We start from the raw sequence: 15,487 nt of genomic DNA on the forward strand, positions 1-15,487 counted from the left end.
GCTGTTCCGACGATCACATCCGCACCTGGACGGCCCGGGCGAGCCGGTCGTGCAGACCACGCCCGTCGCGGTCCCAGACGAGGGCCGGGATCGCGAGACAGAGCAGCACGCTGCGTACGATCACACGGCCGAATCCGAGGCGCCCGCCGTTCTCGGCGACGACGCGGATGCCGAAAATCCGCTTGCCGGGCGTACTGCCGATGGTGCCCACGGTCAGCACGCTGAGCACGAGGAAGATCAGCAGTGCCCAGTTGCCGGCCGCCTGCTGGTCACCCTGGGCGAGCAGCCCGTACGCGATCAGCATGCACATGGCCCAGTCGATGAAGAGCGCACCGAAACGCCGCCCGAGCGGGGCGATCGCGCCCGGCCCCTGCTCCGGAAGTCCGAGCCGCTCGCCCCGGTAGCCGAAGTCGGCGCCCATGTCCTCGGCCGCCGCGCGGGGCCCGGAGAGCCAGGATCCGATTGCTTGCCTGTTGTCCACCCGACCACGGTACTGTGCCCGCTTTTGATCACCCCCGCCCGGGTCGTCGTGGGGCATGTCTCGGACATGCCCGGCCACCGGACCGGTTAACTTCTCCGAAACAAATGAGTCATGCTGGAGAAATCCCGCCTGCCTAAGGTCGGGTCCAGCGTGTGCCACCGCACTGGCCGCACGACCGAGCTACAACCCCGCCCGGCTCCGGGTCGGGAGTAGGAGGAGTTGGATGTTCCAGAACGCCGACGACGCCAAGAAGTACATCGCGGACAACGACGTGAAGATGGTCGACGTCCGGTTCTGCGACCTTCCCGGCGTGATGCAGCACTTCACGATTCCGGCCACGGCGTTCGACCCGTCCGAGGAGCTTGCCTTCGACGGCTCGTCGATCCGCGGTTTCCAGGCGATCCACGAGTCCGACATGGCGCTGCGCGCGGACCTGTCCACGGCGCGTCTGGACCCGTTCCGCCGTGACAAGACCCTGAACATCAACTTCTTCATCCACGACCCGATCACCGGCGAGCAGTACAGCCGTGACCCGCGCAACATCGCCAAGAAGGCCGAGGCCTACCTCGCGTCCACCGGCATCGCGGACACCGCGTACTTCGGCCCCGAGGCCGAGTTCTACGTCTTCGACTCGGTCCGCTTCGAGACCTCCGCGAACCAGGGCTTCTACCACATCGACTCCGAGGCGGGCGCCTGGAACACCGGTGCGGTCGAGGACAACCGTGGTTACAAGGTCCGCTACAAGGGCGGCTACTTCCCGGCCCCGCCGGTCGACCACTTCGCCGACCTGCGCGCCGAGATCTCCCTGGAGCTGGAGAACGTCGGCCTCCAGGTCGAGCGCCAGCACCACGAGGTCGGCACCGCCGGCCAGGCCGAGATCAACTACAAGTTCAACACGCTGCTGGCCGCGGCCGACGACCTGATGCTCTTCAAGTACATCGTGAAGAACGTCGCCTGGCGAAACGGCAAGACCGCGACCTTCATGCCGAAGCCGATCTTCGGCGACAACGGCTCGGGCATGCACGTCCACCAGTCGCTCTGGTCCAACGGCGACCCGCTCTTCTACGACGAGCAGGGCTACGCGGGCCTCTCGGACACCGCCCGCTACTACATCGGCGGCATCCTCAAGCACGCCCCGTCGCTGCTGGCCTTCACCAACCCGACGGTGAACTCGTACCACCGCCTGGTGCCCGGCTTCGAGGCCCCGGTCAACATGGTCTACTCGCAGCGCAACCGCTCGGCGGCCATGCGTATCCCGATCACGGGCTCGAACCCGAAGGCCAAGCGCGTCGAGTTCCGCGCCCCGGACCCGTCCTCGAACCCGTACCTGGCCTTCTCGGCGCTGCTCCTCGCGGGCCTCGACGGCATCAAGAACAAGATCGAGCCGGCGGAACCGATCGACAAGGACCTCTACGAGCTGGCTCCGGAGGAGCACGCCAACGTCCAGCAGGTCCCGACCTCCCTCCCGGCGGTCCTCGACGCCCTGGAGGCGGACAACGAGTACCTCCAGGCCGGCGGTGTCTTCACCTCCGACCTGATCGAGACCTGGATCGACTACAAGCGGACGAACGAGATCGCCCCGATCCAGCTGCGTCCGCACCCGCACGAGTTCGAGCTGTACTTCGACATTTAAGGACGCCGCAGGTCAGAGCGGGTTCCGCTCGCCTGTGCCGTCTGTGGGCCGTCGGCCGTACCTGTCCGGGAGGATGGGCACGGCCGGCGGCCTTTCGCGTTGTCGCAGAAGGTTGTCGCAGAAGAAGACGGCCCGGTCAGTTGACGCAGCCCGGCACGCTGCCGGACGGGCTGCAGTTGTTGGGGTCGTTGTCGGTGACCGTGGTGCTGGTGAGGGTGACGGTGCCGGAGTCCTCGTAGATACCGCCTCCGTCGCCGGCCTTGTTCTTGGTGACCTTGCTCCACTGGAGGAGGGAAGTACCACCGTTGAAAAGGCCACCGCCGCGCGCGGTGCCGCCGCCTGAGGTGGTGGCCGTGTTGCCGCGAATGTGGGTGCGGACGGTTCTCAGGGTGCCGCCGACGGAGTTGTTGATGGCGCCGCCGACGGCGGAACTGCCGGCGCCGGAGGCATTCACAGAGTTGTCGCGCAGGGTGGTGTCGGCCAGGGCGACGTCGCCGACGGGGCCGACGCTGAGGCCGCCGCCGACGGCGGTGCCGCTGGCGGTGGTGGTGCCAGGAGCGCTGGCGTGGTTGTCGATGATCCGGGAGTCGGTCATGGACAGCTTGGCGTTGCTGGCGACCGCGGCGCCCAGGGCGGTGCCGCCGGGGGCGCTGGCGGTGTTGCCCTCCAGCACGGTGTCGGTGACGGTCATCACGGTCGAGGCCGGAACGGCGTTGGCCAGGGCGCCGCGTGCGGTGCCGCCGGGGGCAATGGCCTTGTTGAAGCTGATGACACTCTGCTTGACGGTGGTAGGGGCGAAGCTGCTGAGGCCTGCGCCGAAGGCGAAGCCTCCGGTGTTCGCGGTGATACTGACGATGTTGTTGACAATGCGGCTGCGGTAGACGGTCAACGGCCCGTCGTTGGAGACGCCGCCGGCATCCGCGCTGTTCAGGGCGCCGCCGGTGTAGCGGGCGACGTTACCGCTGACTTCGGTGTGGTTGAGCTTGCCGGTGCCGTCGCTGTCGATGCCGCCGGCTTCGGCGAAGAGGGTGGCGGACTCGGCGGTGTTCTTGATGACGCGGCTGTGGTTGACGGTCAGGGTTCCGAGGCTGGAGATACCGCCGCCGCAGACCGCGAGGCCGGGGAACGTCGGGCAGTCCGTGGCGCGGCCGCGGCTGATGGTGGTCTTGTTGAGCGTGAGATCGCCGCCGGAGGGGACGAAGAGGATACGGAAGTCGGGAGCCGAATCGTCCCGGGTGATCGTGGCGCCATGGCCTTCGATGGTGATCTCGCTGGTGATGGGAGGCAGGCCGTTGGCGGGACTGCTGGGATCGGGAGCAGTCAGCCGGTAGACGCATTTGCCGGACAGGTGGATCGTGTCGGCGCCGGGTGAGCTGTTGGCCGCGTTGATCTTGGCGACGAGGTCCACCACCGAACATTTCTTGGACGGGCCGGCCGCCTGGACCGACGAGGCCGTGAGGCCTGCCACGGCCATGGTCGCCGCACTGACTACGGCGCACACCCGCATCGGGTACCTCCGCACCGGACTCCTGGCCCAGGCGTTCTTCCGCGACATCGAGGGGGCTCCTCTCTTGATCTGCACCAGGAGGCACCCCTGCGGTGCCCTCCGATCCGCGCCCGCGATCAGCCCCGGCGCGAGCCGTCGGGCTGCGGACACTGAGATGAGCCGACCATGATCTCGTGCCGCGGGCTCCCCAGGTCGGTCCGTACGGGCGAGCCCGTCACCCGGGACAGCCCAGCGGTCCCCGGCGTCCCCGACCACGGCACGATGTCCTGAAGGCGCCCTTCGCAGCTGGACACGATCGAGTGGTGTAGCCCGGTTCACGGCACGTACAGACACTCGACCCGGCACGCTGACCTGCCTGAACAGCGTCCGGAAGGGGCCGAGTTGACTGCCGAGGACACCGAGAAACGCACCGACGAACCCGCTGACAAACCCACCGGCAAGCCCACCGAGGAATTCCGGTACCGCTCCTCCCGCACCGCCGCGCTCGAACGGCGGCCCGTCACCACCTGGGCGATGGCCCGACGGCTGCCCCAGCTCGTACGCAGAGCACTCGCGCTCGCCTGGCGGATCGACCGGCGGGCCGTGGTGGCGCTGCTGACCTGCCAGGCGCTGTCCGCAGGCCTCGAGGCCTTCGGGCTGATCGCCACGACGAACACGATCACGGCGCTCATCTCCTCCGGAGACATCCAGGACCGGCTGGTCGCCGCGCTCCCCGCCATCACCCTGCTGGCGGCGGCGGCCGGACTGCGCGCGCTGCTCGCCATCGCCATCGTCAACATCTCCGGGCGGCTGTCCCCCAGGATCTCCCGTGAGGCCGAGCTGGAGATGCTCGACGCCGCCGTCCACACCGAGCTGGTGGCCTACGACCACCCCGGCTTCAACGACAAGTGGGAGAACGCGGACCGCGGCGCCGAGGTCGCGCAGGATCTGATCACCGAGTCCCAGCAGGTCATGGCGTGCGTGGCGTCGGTCCTCGCGGCGGCCGGGGTGATCACCGTGCTGCACCCGCTGCTGCTGCCGCTGCTCGCACTCGCGGTACTGCCGCAGGGAATCGCCAGCATGAAGGGCGCCCGCGTGCACTACGAGACGAGCCGCGCCATGGCGTCCGAGCGCCGTACGCTCGGGCATCTTCGCTGGTACATCGCCGACAAGAACTACGCCGACCAGATCCGCTCCGGCACCATGGCCGGCTTCATGCTCGGGCGCTACCGCTCCATCGGGGCACGGGTCGACGCCGCGACCGACCGGGCCGTGCACCGGGGCGCGCGGTACGCCGTCGTCGGTGCCTTCACCGGGGGGATCGCGTCGGTGCTGCTGTGGGTGTCGCTCGGGTTGCTGCTCGCTACCGGGCGGATGTCGGTGGCGTCGGCCGGCACCGCCGTCTTCGCCCTGCGCACCGTCGGTACGTCGCTCCAGGGCATCGTCGGATACGGAACCCGGCTGTTCCGGACGGGCCTGTACTTCGACGACTGGGTCGAGTTCACCCAGGAGGCCGGCGGCCACCGCATCAAGCGCGGGGCTCTCCTGCCCGCGCCCCCGGCGACCGTCAGGACCGACGCCCTCACCTTCACCTATCCGGCCTCCGAGACCCCGGCCCTGGAGAAGGTCAGCCTTGAGGTGCGCCGCGGCGAGGTGCTGGCCCTGGTCGGCGAGAACGGATCGGGCAAGACCACGCTCAGCAAACTCCTCTCCGGCCTCTACCTGCCCACCGAGGGCTGTGTGACCTGGGACGGCCAGGACACCCGAGAGCTCGACGCGCACGCCCTGTGGGCACACACCGCCGTCGTACCGCAGGACTTCGCCCACTGGCCGATGACCGCCCGCGAGAACATCACCCTCGGCCAGCCCCACGGCGGCGACGAGTCCGTGGCCCGCGCCGCCGAGCACTCCGGCGCGGACGAGGTCGTGGCCCGGCTGCGCAGCGGCCTCGACACGCTGCTCGCCCGGGAATGGTTCGGCGGGGTGGAGCTCTCCGGCGGGCAGTGGCAGCGCATCGCCATCGCCCGCGCCTTCCACCGTCCCGCCGGGCTGCTCGTCATGGACGAGCCGACCAGCGCGCTGGACCCCCGTGCGGAGCACCGGATCTTCACCGGTCTGCGGGAACTCGCCGGGGACCGCGCGGTCGTCCTGGTGACCCACCGCCTCGCGAACGTCGCCGTCGCGGACCGCATCGTCGTCCTCGACCAGGGCCGCGTCATCCAGCAGGGCACGTTCACCGAACTGGTGGCGGCCCCGGGGCTCTTCCGGGAGCTGTGGGAGCTCCAGAACGACCGGGGCATCCCGGCGCCCCGTACCGAGAGCGCGTAGCGACCGACGGCCGTACGCCCGTCCCGCACGCGATGCGGGGCGGGCTTACGCGATGCGGGGCCGGTGTACGCGATGCGGGGCGGGCTTACGCGATGCGGGGCCGGTGTACGCGATCTAGACTCCGGATGCGGATCAATCGCCCCTATCGAATGGCTCGAAGGGCTGGTCATGGCCGATGTGACGAGTGCGCTCGCCTCCGAGGCGTATGTGTACGGCTATCCGCTGGTGTACGAGCTGACGATGGCGGGAGCGTTCGTGCGCAAGGGCGTCGGGGCGCTGCCGCCGACGCCGTTCAACGCGTTCGGGCACGCGCGTGAGCTCGCCGACCACCATGACACCTTCGTGTCGGCCAACAACGACACCGTGTACTCGGTCGCGCAGCTCGATCTGTCCGGCGGACCGCTGGTGGTTCATGTGCCGGACGCCGGCGGGGCGTACTACGTGCTGCAGTTCATGGACGCGTGGACCAACAACTTCGCCTACGTCGGCACCCGGGCGACCGGCACCGCGGAGGGCAGCTGGCTGATCGTGCCGCCCGGCTGGGCCGGGACCGAGCCGGCGGGGGTGCGGGGAATCATCGACGCGCCGACCGCCGTCGTGACGGTCATCGGGCGGTGGGGGTGCGACGGGCCCGAGGACCTGCCGAGGGTCGCCGGGCTGCAGGAGCGGCTGACGGTGGAGAGCCTCGACGGCGCCGTGCATCCGACGGGGCTGCCGACGCCGGAGCCGGGCGTTCCGGAGACGCTCGGGTTCTTCGAGAAGCTGCGGGTGTGGCTGGGTGACTTCCCGCCCTCGGCCCCCGATGCCGCCTACCAGGAGCGGTTCCAGCCGCTCGGGCTGCTGGAGGAGGGGCCTTCGCCCTACCGCGCGGCCGGTCCCGAGCTGACCAGGGCGCTGAAGGACGGATTCACCGAGGGCAGGGCCCGGGTCGAGGAGGCCGCCCGGCCGCCCGCCGAAGTCGGCGCGAACGGGGAGTGGCTGATCGCCCCGCACGCCTGCGACTACAACCTGGACCACTTCGGGGTCGGCACGCTCGACTCCCCGCAGTGGAAGATCGCGGACCGCGAGGAGTCGTACCTCGTACGGGCCGTGTCGGCGCGCACCGCGCTGTGGCGGAGCCACGGTTACGAGGCCGTGCACGCCCATGTGGCCACCGACTCCGAGGGCGAGCGGCTGAACGGCTCGAAGGCGTACACGCTGCGCTTCGAACAGCCGCCGCCGGTCGACGCGTTCTGGTCGGTGACCATGTACGACACCCCGGATCACTACCTGGTCTCCAACGCCCTCGGGCGGTACTCGATCGGCAGCCGCACACCCGGGCTCGTGTACGCCGACGACGGCTCGCTGACCCTCCGCATCCAGCAGGACCGGCCGGAGGGACCGGGCGAGGCGGCGAACTGGCTGCCCGCCCCGCCCGGGGACTTCCGGCCGGTGGTGCGGCTCTACTCCCCCAAGGATGCCGTTCTGGAGGGGAGTTACCGGCTGCCGCCGATCGAGCCGCGCCGCGGGTGACGGCCGGACGCCGGAGACCCGACGTCAGTCGGCGTAGTGGATCAGCTCACGCACCATGCGGCACGTGGTGTCGGACGGCGGGTGGATGCCGATGCGCTCGGCCGTGGTGCGTATCCGGCGGTTGCTCGCGTTCGCGGGGTGGTAGACGCCCGTGTCGAGCAGGGCGATGGCGAGGCGCATGGCCTTGAGGCGGCGGTTGTGGGACTCGTACCACTCGCGCGGCAGGCCGGCGGGCAGTGGCTGCTTGGTCAGTTTGCTGTGCGTCGGATTGCTGTGCGTCAGTTTCCCGTGCGTCGGATTCTTGTGCCTCGGACTGGGCTTCGTCGTGACTGCGGCGACGGCCATCGGCGACCTCCTGGCGCGGTGGTTGGACCCTCACGAACTAGTTCGATTTTACTGCCCAGCACTGACAATCGGCCCTGGCCAGACGCGCTCCGAGTGGTGTTCGAAGTGGCGTCCGACGGGCGCATGGGGAGGGCGGGGGTACCGTGACGGGCATGGAGATCTGGATCAATCCCGCCTGTTCGAAATGCCGCAGTGCGCTGAGCCTGCTGGACGCGGAGGGCGCCTCGTACACCGTGCGGCGCTACCTGGAGGACGTACCCACGCAGGACGAGATCCGCGAGGTGCTCGAACGGCTCGGCCTCGAACCGTGGGACATCACGCGGACCACGGAGGCCGCGGCCAAGGAGCTGGGTCTGAAGGAGTGGCCGCGCGAGGCCGGCTCGCGCGACCGGTGGATCGCGGCGCTCGCGGAGCACCCGAAGCTGATCCAGCGGCCGATCATCACCGCTGACGACGGCACGGCGCTGGTGGCCCGGACGGACGAGGCGGTACGGGACGCGCTCGGCCGCTGACCGGGGGACGAGCGGGGTGCACGAAAACTTAAGCCTTAGATAAGGAAGTGACCCCTGGGGCGGTTGAGCACGGGCCGCGGGCTACTCGTACGTAACGGCACACGGAACCCATCCGGCCGCCGTTCACGGCCGGGGACAGGAGCCTTACGTGTCACGCAAGAAGACCCTCAGCGGTAAGAAGAAGCTCGCCCTGCTCGTCGGTGCCGTCGCGCTCGTCGGCGGTACGGCGGTGGTGATGACCGGGACGAGCCAGGCGTCGGTGGCCTGCGACGGACTCGCCCAGGCGATCCGCAACAACGAGAGCTTCATCGCCGGGCAACGGGCGAACCCGGACGCCCAGTCGCAGGCGCGGATCGCCAACCGGCAGGCCGTGATCGAGGAGATCAAGCGCAAGCAGGCCGCGTCCGGCTGCCAGGCCGGGGAAGGCAGTGCGGAGGGCGGGGGCGCGGACGGAGGCGGTCAGGCAGCACCGCCCGCGCCGCCGGCCCAGGAGCAGCCCCCGGCCGAGCCCCCCGCCCAGGAGCAGCCCCCGGCCGCCGAACAGCCGCCCGCCGGCGGCGGCGGCGCCGTCGGTGAGGTGGTGTGTGCCGGATCGACCGTGACGCTGTCCGGTGAGGGCGGTGCCCCCGCCGCCTCCAGCAACCAGTTCCCGGCCGGGACGAAGCTGAAGGTGACGAACCTCGACAACGACAAGTCGACCACCGTCGAGGTCACTTCGGTCTCGGGCAGCTGCGCCCTGCTCAACAACGCCGCGTTCGAGCAGGTCCGCGAGCCCGGCAAGTTCCTGATCCGCAAGGCACGGATCGAGCGGGTCGGCTGAGCCGGAACGTGAGGGAGGGAGGCGCGGGAGCGGCGGTCAGGACAGCCGCCCCTGCGCCTCCGCCAGAAGCTCGGTGATCCGCAGCCCGAACCGTACGTCGCAGGCGTGCGCCTCCCCCGTACGCGCCGACTCCAGCAGCGCGTCCACCGCCGCCCGGAACGAGCCGACCGCGTCACCCCACGCCGGCAGCGCCGCCCGCCCCCGCTCGCCGAAGAGTTCGAGGCCCACGGCGGACGCCTCCGGCGGCGCGCTCAGGCCCACCGTCGCCGTGCTCGACGCGCCCGAGGTGTGCCGCAGCGCGAGATGGACGGTGTCGGCCCGGCCGCGCAGCGCCGTCAGCTCGGTGACCTCGCCGAGGACCGGCAGCAGTACGGACAGGACGTGCGGGCCCACGTCCCACAGCCCGCCCTTCTCGCGCCGCCACGGCGAGGCCGCGTACGGGCTCACCGAGCCGGGACCGGATGGACCGGGTGCGAAGAGCGAGCCCAGCCAGTCCGCCCTGGCCATGAACCAGTCGCCGGCCGCGGCCTGCTCGGCGATCCACGGCGCCGTGCCCTCGGCGAAGCGCAGCGTGCAGAAGACGATCGACGCCACGCCCGTGCGCTCCGCCGCCGACACCACGTCCCGCGCTGCCTCCACGGTCGTCGCCACCGGCTTGTCCAGCAGCACGTGACGGCCCGCGGCGGCCGCGCGTGCGGCCAGTGGCGCCTGGACGTCCGGCGGCAGGGCGATCGCGACGGCGTCGCTCGCGTCGATGAGGGCGTCCACGTCCTCGTACGCCGTGACTCCGTGGACGGCGGCGAGCTCGGCGGCCGCCTCGGGGCGCCGCCCCCACACCCCGCTGAATTCGATCCCGTGGTGCGCGGCGAGGGCCGGGGCCTGTGTGCGCCGTGCCCAGGGGCCGGTTCCGAGAAGCCCGATACGTATCCGCGTCTGCTTCGTCATGCGGGCCAGTGTGCACGCCGGACGGATCCGGTGGCGGAACACGCGGTGACGAGTGCGTTTCGCACGCGGCGCGGCGTATGCCCGTATACGACGTCGATGGCTTCGGCGTGAGCGGACTCACCCCCGGTATACCGGGGCGTAAACCCAGGTAACACGGGGTTCACAATCGGGCAACCGGCGGGAAATCCCGTGTTGCGAAGCTGCGGCCATACCCCGCTGCACCGCAAAGGATGACACCCGTGACCTTCAAGGCTGAGTACATCTGGATCGACGGCACCGAGCCGACGGCCAAGCTTCGTTCGAAGACGAAGATCCTGGCCGACGGCGCGGAGCTGCCCCTCTGGGGCTTCGACGGATCCAGCACGAACCAGGCCAAGGGTCACGCCTCGGACCGCGTCCTGAAGCCGGTCTTCACCTGCCCGGACCCGATCCGCGGCGGCGACGACGTGCTCGTGCTGTGCGAGGTCCTGAACACGGACATGACGCCGCACGAGTCCAACACGCGTGCCGCGCTCGCCGAGGTCGCCGGGAAGTTCGCCGCTCAGGAGCCGATCTTCGGCATCGAGCAGGAGTACACCTTCTTCAAGGGTTCGCGTCCGCTGGGCTTCCCCGAGGGCGGCTTCCCGGCCGCGCAGGGCGGCTACTACTGCGGTGTCGGCGCGGACGAGATCTTCGGCCGTGACGTCGTCGAGGCGCACCTGGAGAACTGCCTCAAGGCGGGTCTGGACATCTCCGGCATCAACGCCGAGGTCATGCCCGGCCAGTGGGAGTTCCAGGTCGGCCCGCTCGCCCCGCTGGAGGTCTCCGACCAGCTGTGGGTGGCCCGCTGGCTGCTCTACCGCACCGCCGAGGACTTCGAGATCTCCGCGACGCTGGACCCGAAGCCGGTGAAGGGCGACTGGAACGGCGCGGGCGCGCACACCAACTTCTCCACGAAGGCGATGCGCGAGGGTTACGACGCGATCATCACCGCGTGCGAGTCGCTCGGCGAGGGCTCCAAGCCGATGGACCACGTCAAGAACTACGGCGCGGGCATCGACGACCGGCTGACCGGTCTGCACGAGACCGCCCCGTGGAACGAGTACAGCTACGGCGTCTCGGACCGCGGCGCCTCGGTCCGTATCCCGTGGCAGGTCGAGCAGGACGGCAAGGGCTACATCGAGGACCGCCGTCCGAACGCCAACGTCGACCCGTACGTGGTGACCCGCCTGCTGGTGGACACCTGCTGCAGCGCGCTGGAGAAGGCCGGCCAGGTCTGATCCTCCGCCACTCGCCTGTTGGGGGCGCTCGCCGGTCGCGGCGGGCGCCCCCTTCGCTGTCGCTGGGCCCGCTGCCGGTAGGCCCGTTGGCGGTAGGCCGGCTGCGGGTGGGCTCGCTGTCAGTGGCGTCTGTCATCGTGATGCCCATGCTTGCGATCACAGTGAAGACCGAGAACTGGCAGCGTCACGTCCGGCCGACGGCGGAGCTGCTCGACGAGCTGGTGCACCGGATCGGCGACCAGGGCGACAAGTTCCTCGTGGTCCAGCGGATACCGGACCTGCCCGACGTCTTCATCCAGGTGTGGCACGAGGAGGGCGGGGACTACACGCTGGAGCACCGCGACGGCGCGCGGGACCGACACTTCCAGATCCGGGCCGATGACGCCGCCACCGTCGTGGCGGCGATGCGGGGCTGGGCACGGCGGGAGGACGGCTGGGACGCCGGTCTCGCGTGGGAGCTGCTGGACATGGGGCCCGCCCCGGAGCCCGTGCCGGAGCTCGACGAAGACGATCGCGAGGAGATCGAGGAGCGGGTGCGGGAGTTGCTCGTCGGCGGGTACGCCGCGCGGGCGGAGCTGGCCGAGACGGCCGAGGACTACCTCGTCAGCGGGGACCACCGTCCGGTGTCCCGCGAGCAGGCCGAGCAGCTCGTGGACCGGATGTGGCTGGAGCGGGTCGCCGAGCAGGAGGGCTGGGAGGGCGAGACGGACCCGGAGCGGCTCACCCGTGCCTTCGACGCTCTTCAGGCGGCGGGGATCACCGCCCGGGAGCACTTCACCTGCTGTCGTACGTGCGGCACCGCGGAGATCGGGGCCGAAGGGCCGTCCGACGCGCGCGGCTTCGTCTACTTCCACACGCAGTGCACGGATTCGGCGGCGGCGGGCCATGGACTGACGCTGCTGTACGGCGGCTTCGACGGCTCCCGGGAGACGACGGCGGCTGTCGGGAAGGAAATTGTGGCGGCGCTCGCGGAGGTGGGTCTGGGTGTGGAGTGGGACGGTGACCCGGATCGGGGGATCGACGTGACGCCGCTGGACTGGCGGAAGCGGCTGGTGGGCTGAGAGGGGGCCAAGTGGGCGGAAGGGGAAGGGGGGACGTCAAGTTCGCGCCAAGGAACGTCCGTCCAGTGAGAGGGATGTGCGGCCGCTCTCCCTCGTCTGCTTGAATGGGGTCATGGACAGCCTTCTGAGCAACGTGACGGGTCGCATCGACCTCGAACCGTTCTGGCCGTCCCGTCAGCACCACGACTTCGACCGGGTGTGTTGCCGCGCGAGGAACGCGTCGGCCCTCTAAAGCCACCTGTCCAGGTCCACGTTCAGGTATCAGGCCTTCGGCCGCCGCGCACGACGTACGTCCGTCCGTACTCCTTCGCGCGAAAGAGCTGACCTCTCATGGTGAACACCCGTACCGTCTCCACCGCCGCCACCGCCACCAGTGCCGCTGCCACGCACATCAGGGAGGGCCGGCACCGACTCCGGGCCGTCGACCCCGACGAGGTGGTGAACGTCGCCGACTTCCTGCCGCCGGGTGCCACCTGGCTGCCCGCGCCCCAGCACACCCTGCCCACCCTGCCGGGCCGGCCTCCGATGGTCGGCTACCTGGTCCTCGTACCGGCCGATCAGCAGCCCCGGCTCGTCCCCGATGCCGCAGCGGACTCCGACGGCGTCGAGGGGCCGGTGTCGATCGACAGCACGCAGCGCACCGCCTTCGTCGACGGCCACGCGCTCGACCTCACGTACCTCGAGTTCGAGCTGCTCTCGCATCTGGTGGCGCATCCGAACCGGGTCCACACCCGCGATCAGCTGGTGACGACGGTGTGGGGTTACGGGCATGTCGGCGACGGCCGGACCGTCGACGTCCACGTGGCCCGGCTGCGCCGCAAGCTGGGCGCCGAGCACCGCCACACGATCCAGACCGTGCGGCGGGTCGGCTACAAGTACACGCCCTGACGGCTAGGGCCTGTCCGGTCGATCAGGCCGAGCCCGGCAAGATGGGCCGGACAGGACCCAGAGGTAAGGGGGCCGGTCGCGCCTGCGCCGGCCCCTCACCACGTCAGGCCTTCGCCCGCGCCCGGGCGACCAGACCCAGTACGACGTCGGCCGCCAGGAACACCAGCAGGCTGATCCCGAGCATGGGGATGAACCAGCCCACCAGCGCGGTCCCCGCGGCGAGCGGCAGCAGCGCCGTGACCGGCACCTTGCGCCAGGCGCCGCGTGGCATCGGACGGCCCATGCTCAGCCGGCGGTCCTTCGTCGGGCGGCGCAGCCACCACATCCGGTAGCCCCAGACGATCAGCATGATCAGCGCGAGGGCGAGCGCGGCCAGGGCGAGCTGGTTGGGCAGACCGAGGAACCTGCCCATGTGGGCGTCGATACCGACCCGGGTCAGCTTGGCGAGCAGCGGGTAGTCGGCGAACCTGAGCTCGTCGATGACCTTGCCGTCGGCCGGGTCGACCGCGACCGAGTCGAGATGGACCGGGAACTGCTTGTCGGTCTCCTTGACGACGTAGCCGTTGCCGTCGGCGGGCAGGATGACGGAGATCTCGCCGCCGACGCCCTTGGCCGCGGCGGCCTCGACCGCCTTGTCGATGCCGATGTCCGGTCCCTGGTGGGCGGCGCTGTCATGGCCGCCGCCGTGCCCCGCGTGCTCGCCACCGCCACCGCCGGCGCTGCCGTCGATGGTGGCCGAGACGGCAGGCGTCGCACCGCCGAGCCGGGTCTGGAGCACGTCGATGTTCTCGCCCGCGTACTTCGACCAGGTGAGGCCGGTCGCCGACAGCGCGACGAGTCCGGCCACCGCCCACAGACCGACCGAGCCGTGCCAGGACAGGGTCTTGCGGCGGCCCTTGGCCGCGCGCTCGGGCAGCAGCAGATCGCGCTTCGACGCCCGCTTGCGGCCGATCCACAGCAGCAGGCCCCCGAGGGCGACCACCCAGAGCCAGCTGGCCGCGAGTTCGCTGTAGTTGCGTCCGAGATCGCCCAGGTGCAGGTCCGCGTGGAGCTCGCTGAGCCAGGCGCGCAGCGGGAGAGCGCCGCCGGAGTCGGGCAGCGCGCCACGTATCTCCGCGGTGTACGGGTCGACGAAGACGGCGAGGGACGAGCCCTCCTCGACATCGGGGCTGCTCATGAGGACCCGGGTGGTCGCGCCGTCCTCGGAGGACGGCCACACGGCGGTCACCGTGCCCTCGGGGTGAGCCTCACGGGCAGCCTTCACCTGGGTGGCGAGCGGGACGGTGCGCTCGCCGGTCGCGGTGGTCAGCTCATGGCTGTAGATGATCTTCTCGGCCTGGAAGGACAGGGCGTAGAGCAGTCCGCTGATGGCGGCCACGAGGAGGAACGGGGCGACGAGGACGCCCGCGTAGAAGTGGATGCGCAGCACGAGCGGGCGCAGCGCGCTCCACGTGGAAGTGGGGGTGGTGGATCTGTCGCCGGTCGCCGGTTCGTCCGGCTTCACGGAGTCGTCAATGGCCATGGCTGTCCTCGGATTTGGTGCGCGTTGACATGGGGAAGGCGGTCCCCGGGTCAGACGTTCGCTCCGGGGGCCGTGGCACGGGGGACGAGGATCAGGGGCGGGCCGCGCCGCGAGAGGGTGTGCGCGAGTACGACGCCGTGGAGGCGGCGGGTGCGGGGACGCGGACGCACGGCGGACGGGAGCCGCGGGACGCGGACGACCGCGAGCAGCAGGCGTACGGGGGCGAACGCCAGGGTGCCGATCGTGCGGGCCAGCCGGAAGAAGGCGGCCTCGCCGTGTGCGAGCCAGAGTGCGCACACGGCCGCGCCGATGAGGTGTGCGGCGAGCATGCCCGCGGAGGCGGACGTGTCCGCGGCACCCGTCATGGCTTCGGCCGCCATGGGATCCGCGCCGCTCATGGTGTGTGCGGCGTGGGCGCTGTGCGGGGAGGCGGTGCGGGAGTCGGAGCCGGCGAACATCAAGTGAAGTGCGCCCTGGACGGCCAGGAGCCCCGTTCCGATGGCGAACGCGCCCCGGCGTCGCGTACCCGCGAGCCAGGCCGCGCCCCCGCTCACCGCGAGTGCCAGGAGCAGCACGCTCACCGGCAGGTCGTGCCCAGACAGGGATGAATGCCCTACAGCGGCCAATGCCGTACACACCGCCGCGAAAAGTGCGGCTCGCAGTGCGCGCATCGGCGACCGGGCATCCGTCATAGC

At 70.6% G+C, this 15,487-nt stretch carries 14 protein-coding genes; 8 read left to right on the forward strand and 6 right to left on the reverse strand.

All coding sequences use genetic code 11. The annotated features are described in order from the left end of the window. Window positions 1-13: 13 nt before the first annotated feature. On the reverse strand, window positions 14-481 hold the full coding sequence (locus ABT342_RS19295) for an RDD family protein (protein WP_351574847.1): 468 nt from the start codon (window positions 479-481) through the stop codon (window positions 14-16). A 223-nt stretch (window positions 482-704) separates the two neighbouring features. On the opposite strand from ABT342_RS19295, the gene glnA reads away from it, so the two are divergent. Then, on the forward strand, window positions 705-2,114 hold the full coding sequence (gene glnA / locus ABT342_RS19300; protein ID WP_351574850.1) for a type I glutamate--ammonia ligase: 1,410 nt from the start codon (window positions 705-707) through the stop codon (window positions 2,112-2,114). Window positions 2,115-2,250: 136 nt separating this feature from the next. Here glnA and ABT342_RS19305 read toward each other — a convergent pair whose 3' ends face one another. Continuing rightward, entirely contained in the window at window positions 2,251-3,669 is a 1,419-nt protein-coding gene (locus ABT342_RS19305; protein WP_351574852.1) for a hypothetical protein, read from the reverse strand. 333 nt (window positions 3,670-4,002) lie between these two features. Between ABT342_RS19305 and ABT342_RS19310 the strand changes: the two genes are divergently transcribed. Together ABT342_RS19310 and ABT342_RS19315 are read left to right on the forward strand one after the other, a co-directional pair. Then, on the forward strand, window positions 4,003-5,928 hold the full coding sequence (locus ABT342_RS19310; protein ID WP_351574855.1) for an ABC transporter ATP-binding protein: 1,926 nt from the start codon (window positions 4,003-4,005) through the stop codon (window positions 5,926-5,928). Window positions 5,929-6,096: 168 nt separating this feature from the next. Beyond that, on the forward strand, window positions 6,097-7,440 hold the full coding sequence (locus tag ABT342_RS19315) for a DUF1254 domain-containing protein (protein WP_351574858.1): 1,344 nt from the start codon (window positions 6,097-6,099) through the stop codon (window positions 7,438-7,440). A gap of 24 nt (window positions 7,441-7,464) precedes the next feature. Here ABT342_RS19315 and ABT342_RS19320 read toward each other — a convergent pair whose 3' ends face one another. Further along, window positions 7,465-7,785 carry a hypothetical protein gene (locus tag ABT342_RS19320; RefSeq protein ID WP_351574861.1) on the reverse strand — a complete coding sequence of 107 codons (321 nt, stop codon included), beginning with the start codon at window positions 7,783-7,785 and terminating at the stop codon, window positions 7,465-7,467. 152 nt (window positions 7,786-7,937) lie between these two features. Here ABT342_RS19320 and ABT342_RS19325 point away from each other — a divergent pair, with 152 nt between their 5' ends. Next, window positions 7,938-8,297 (forward strand): arsenate reductase family protein, encoded by a 360-nt coding sequence (locus ABT342_RS19325; RefSeq protein WP_351574863.1) that lies wholly within the window; start codon window positions 7,938-7,940, stop codon window positions 8,295-8,297. A 148-nt stretch (window positions 8,298-8,445) separates the two neighbouring features. Further along, entirely contained in the window at window positions 8,446-9,117 is a 672-nt protein-coding gene (locus tag ABT342_RS19330; protein WP_351574866.1) for an SCO2207 family protein, read from the forward strand. 36 nt (window positions 9,118-9,153) lie between these two features. On the opposite strand, the gene ABT342_RS19335 is transcribed toward ABT342_RS19330, so the two are convergent. After that, window positions 9,154-10,062 (reverse strand): Gfo/Idh/MocA family protein, encoded by a 909-nt coding sequence (locus ABT342_RS19335; RefSeq protein ID WP_351574868.1) that lies wholly within the window; start codon window positions 10,060-10,062, stop codon window positions 9,154-9,156. A 239-nt stretch (window positions 10,063-10,301) separates the two neighbouring features. On the opposite strand from ABT342_RS19335, the gene glnII reads away from it, so the two are divergent. The 3 genes from glnII (at window position 10,302) to ABT342_RS19350 (ending at window position 13,270) form a co-directional block, all read left to right on the forward strand. Next, window positions 10,302-11,321, forward strand: a complete 1,020-nt coding sequence (glnII, locus tag ABT342_RS19340; protein WP_351574871.1) for a glutamine synthetase — start codon at window positions 10,302-10,304, stop codon at window positions 11,319-11,321. Between the two features lie 146 nt (window positions 11,322-11,467). Beyond that, window positions 11,468-12,382 carry a DUF6891 domain-containing protein gene (locus ABT342_RS19345; protein WP_351574874.1) on the forward strand — a complete coding sequence of 305 codons (915 nt, stop codon included), beginning with the start codon at window positions 11,468-11,470 and terminating at the stop codon, window positions 12,380-12,382. 330 nt (window positions 12,383-12,712) lie between these two features. Beyond that, a complete protein-coding gene (locus ABT342_RS19350) occupies window positions 12,713-13,270 on the forward strand; it encodes a winged helix-turn-helix domain-containing protein (protein ID WP_351574877.1) in 558 nt (185 codons plus the stop codon). Window positions 13,271-13,373: 103 nt separating this feature from the next. On the opposite strand, the gene ABT342_RS19355 is transcribed toward ABT342_RS19350, so the two are convergent. Both ABT342_RS19355 and ABT342_RS19360 read right to left on the reverse strand, forming a co-directional pair. Further along, a complete protein-coding gene (locus ABT342_RS19355; RefSeq protein ID WP_351574880.1) occupies window positions 13,374-14,792 on the reverse strand; it encodes a PepSY-associated TM helix domain-containing protein in 1,419 nt (472 codons plus the stop codon). Window positions 14,793-14,842: 50 nt separating this feature from the next. Beyond that, a complete protein-coding gene (locus ABT342_RS19360; RefSeq protein WP_351574882.1) occupies window positions 14,843-15,373 on the reverse strand; it encodes a hypothetical protein in 531 nt (176 codons plus the stop codon). Between the last annotated feature and the right edge of the window lie 114 nt (window positions 15,374-15,487).

Source organism: Streptomyces sp. NPDC000410, assembly GCF_040300305.1.
Lineage (GTDB): Bacteria > Actinomycetota > Actinomycetes > Streptomycetales > Streptomycetaceae > Streptomyces.

Coding starts and splice junctions, on each gene's coding strand:
- glnA (WP_351574850.1), top strand. CDS start 705: ATGTTCCAGAACGCCGACGACGCCAAGAAGTACATCGCGGACAACGAC.
- ABT342_RS19305 (WP_351574852.1), bottom strand. CDS start 3,669: ATGTCGCGGAAGAACGCCTGGGCCAGGAGTCCGGTGCGGAGGTACCCG.
- ABT342_RS19315 (WP_351574858.1), top strand. CDS start 6,097: ATGGCCGATGTGACGAGTGCGCTCGCCTCCGAGGCGTATGTGTACGGC.
- ABT342_RS19320 (WP_351574861.1), bottom strand. CDS start 7,785: ATGGCCGTCGCCGCAGTCACGACGAAGCCCAGTCCGAGGCACAAGAAT.
- ABT342_RS19325 (WP_351574863.1), top strand. CDS start 7,938: ATGGAGATCTGGATCAATCCCGCCTGTTCGAAATGCCGCAGTGCGCTG.
- ABT342_RS19335 (WP_351574868.1), bottom strand. CDS start 10,062: ATGACGAAGCAGACGCGGATACGTATCGGGCTTCTCGGAACCGGCCCC.
- ABT342_RS19345 (WP_351574874.1), top strand. CDS start 11,468: ATGCTTGCGATCACAGTGAAGACCGAGAACTGGCAGCGTCACGTCCGG.
- ABT342_RS19350 (WP_351574877.1), top strand. CDS start 12,713: ATGGTGAACACCCGTACCGTCTCCACCGCCGCCACCGCCACCAGTGCC.
- ABT342_RS19355 (WP_351574880.1), bottom strand. CDS start 14,792: ATGGCCATTGACGACTCCGTGAAGCCGGACGAACCGGCGACCGGCGAC.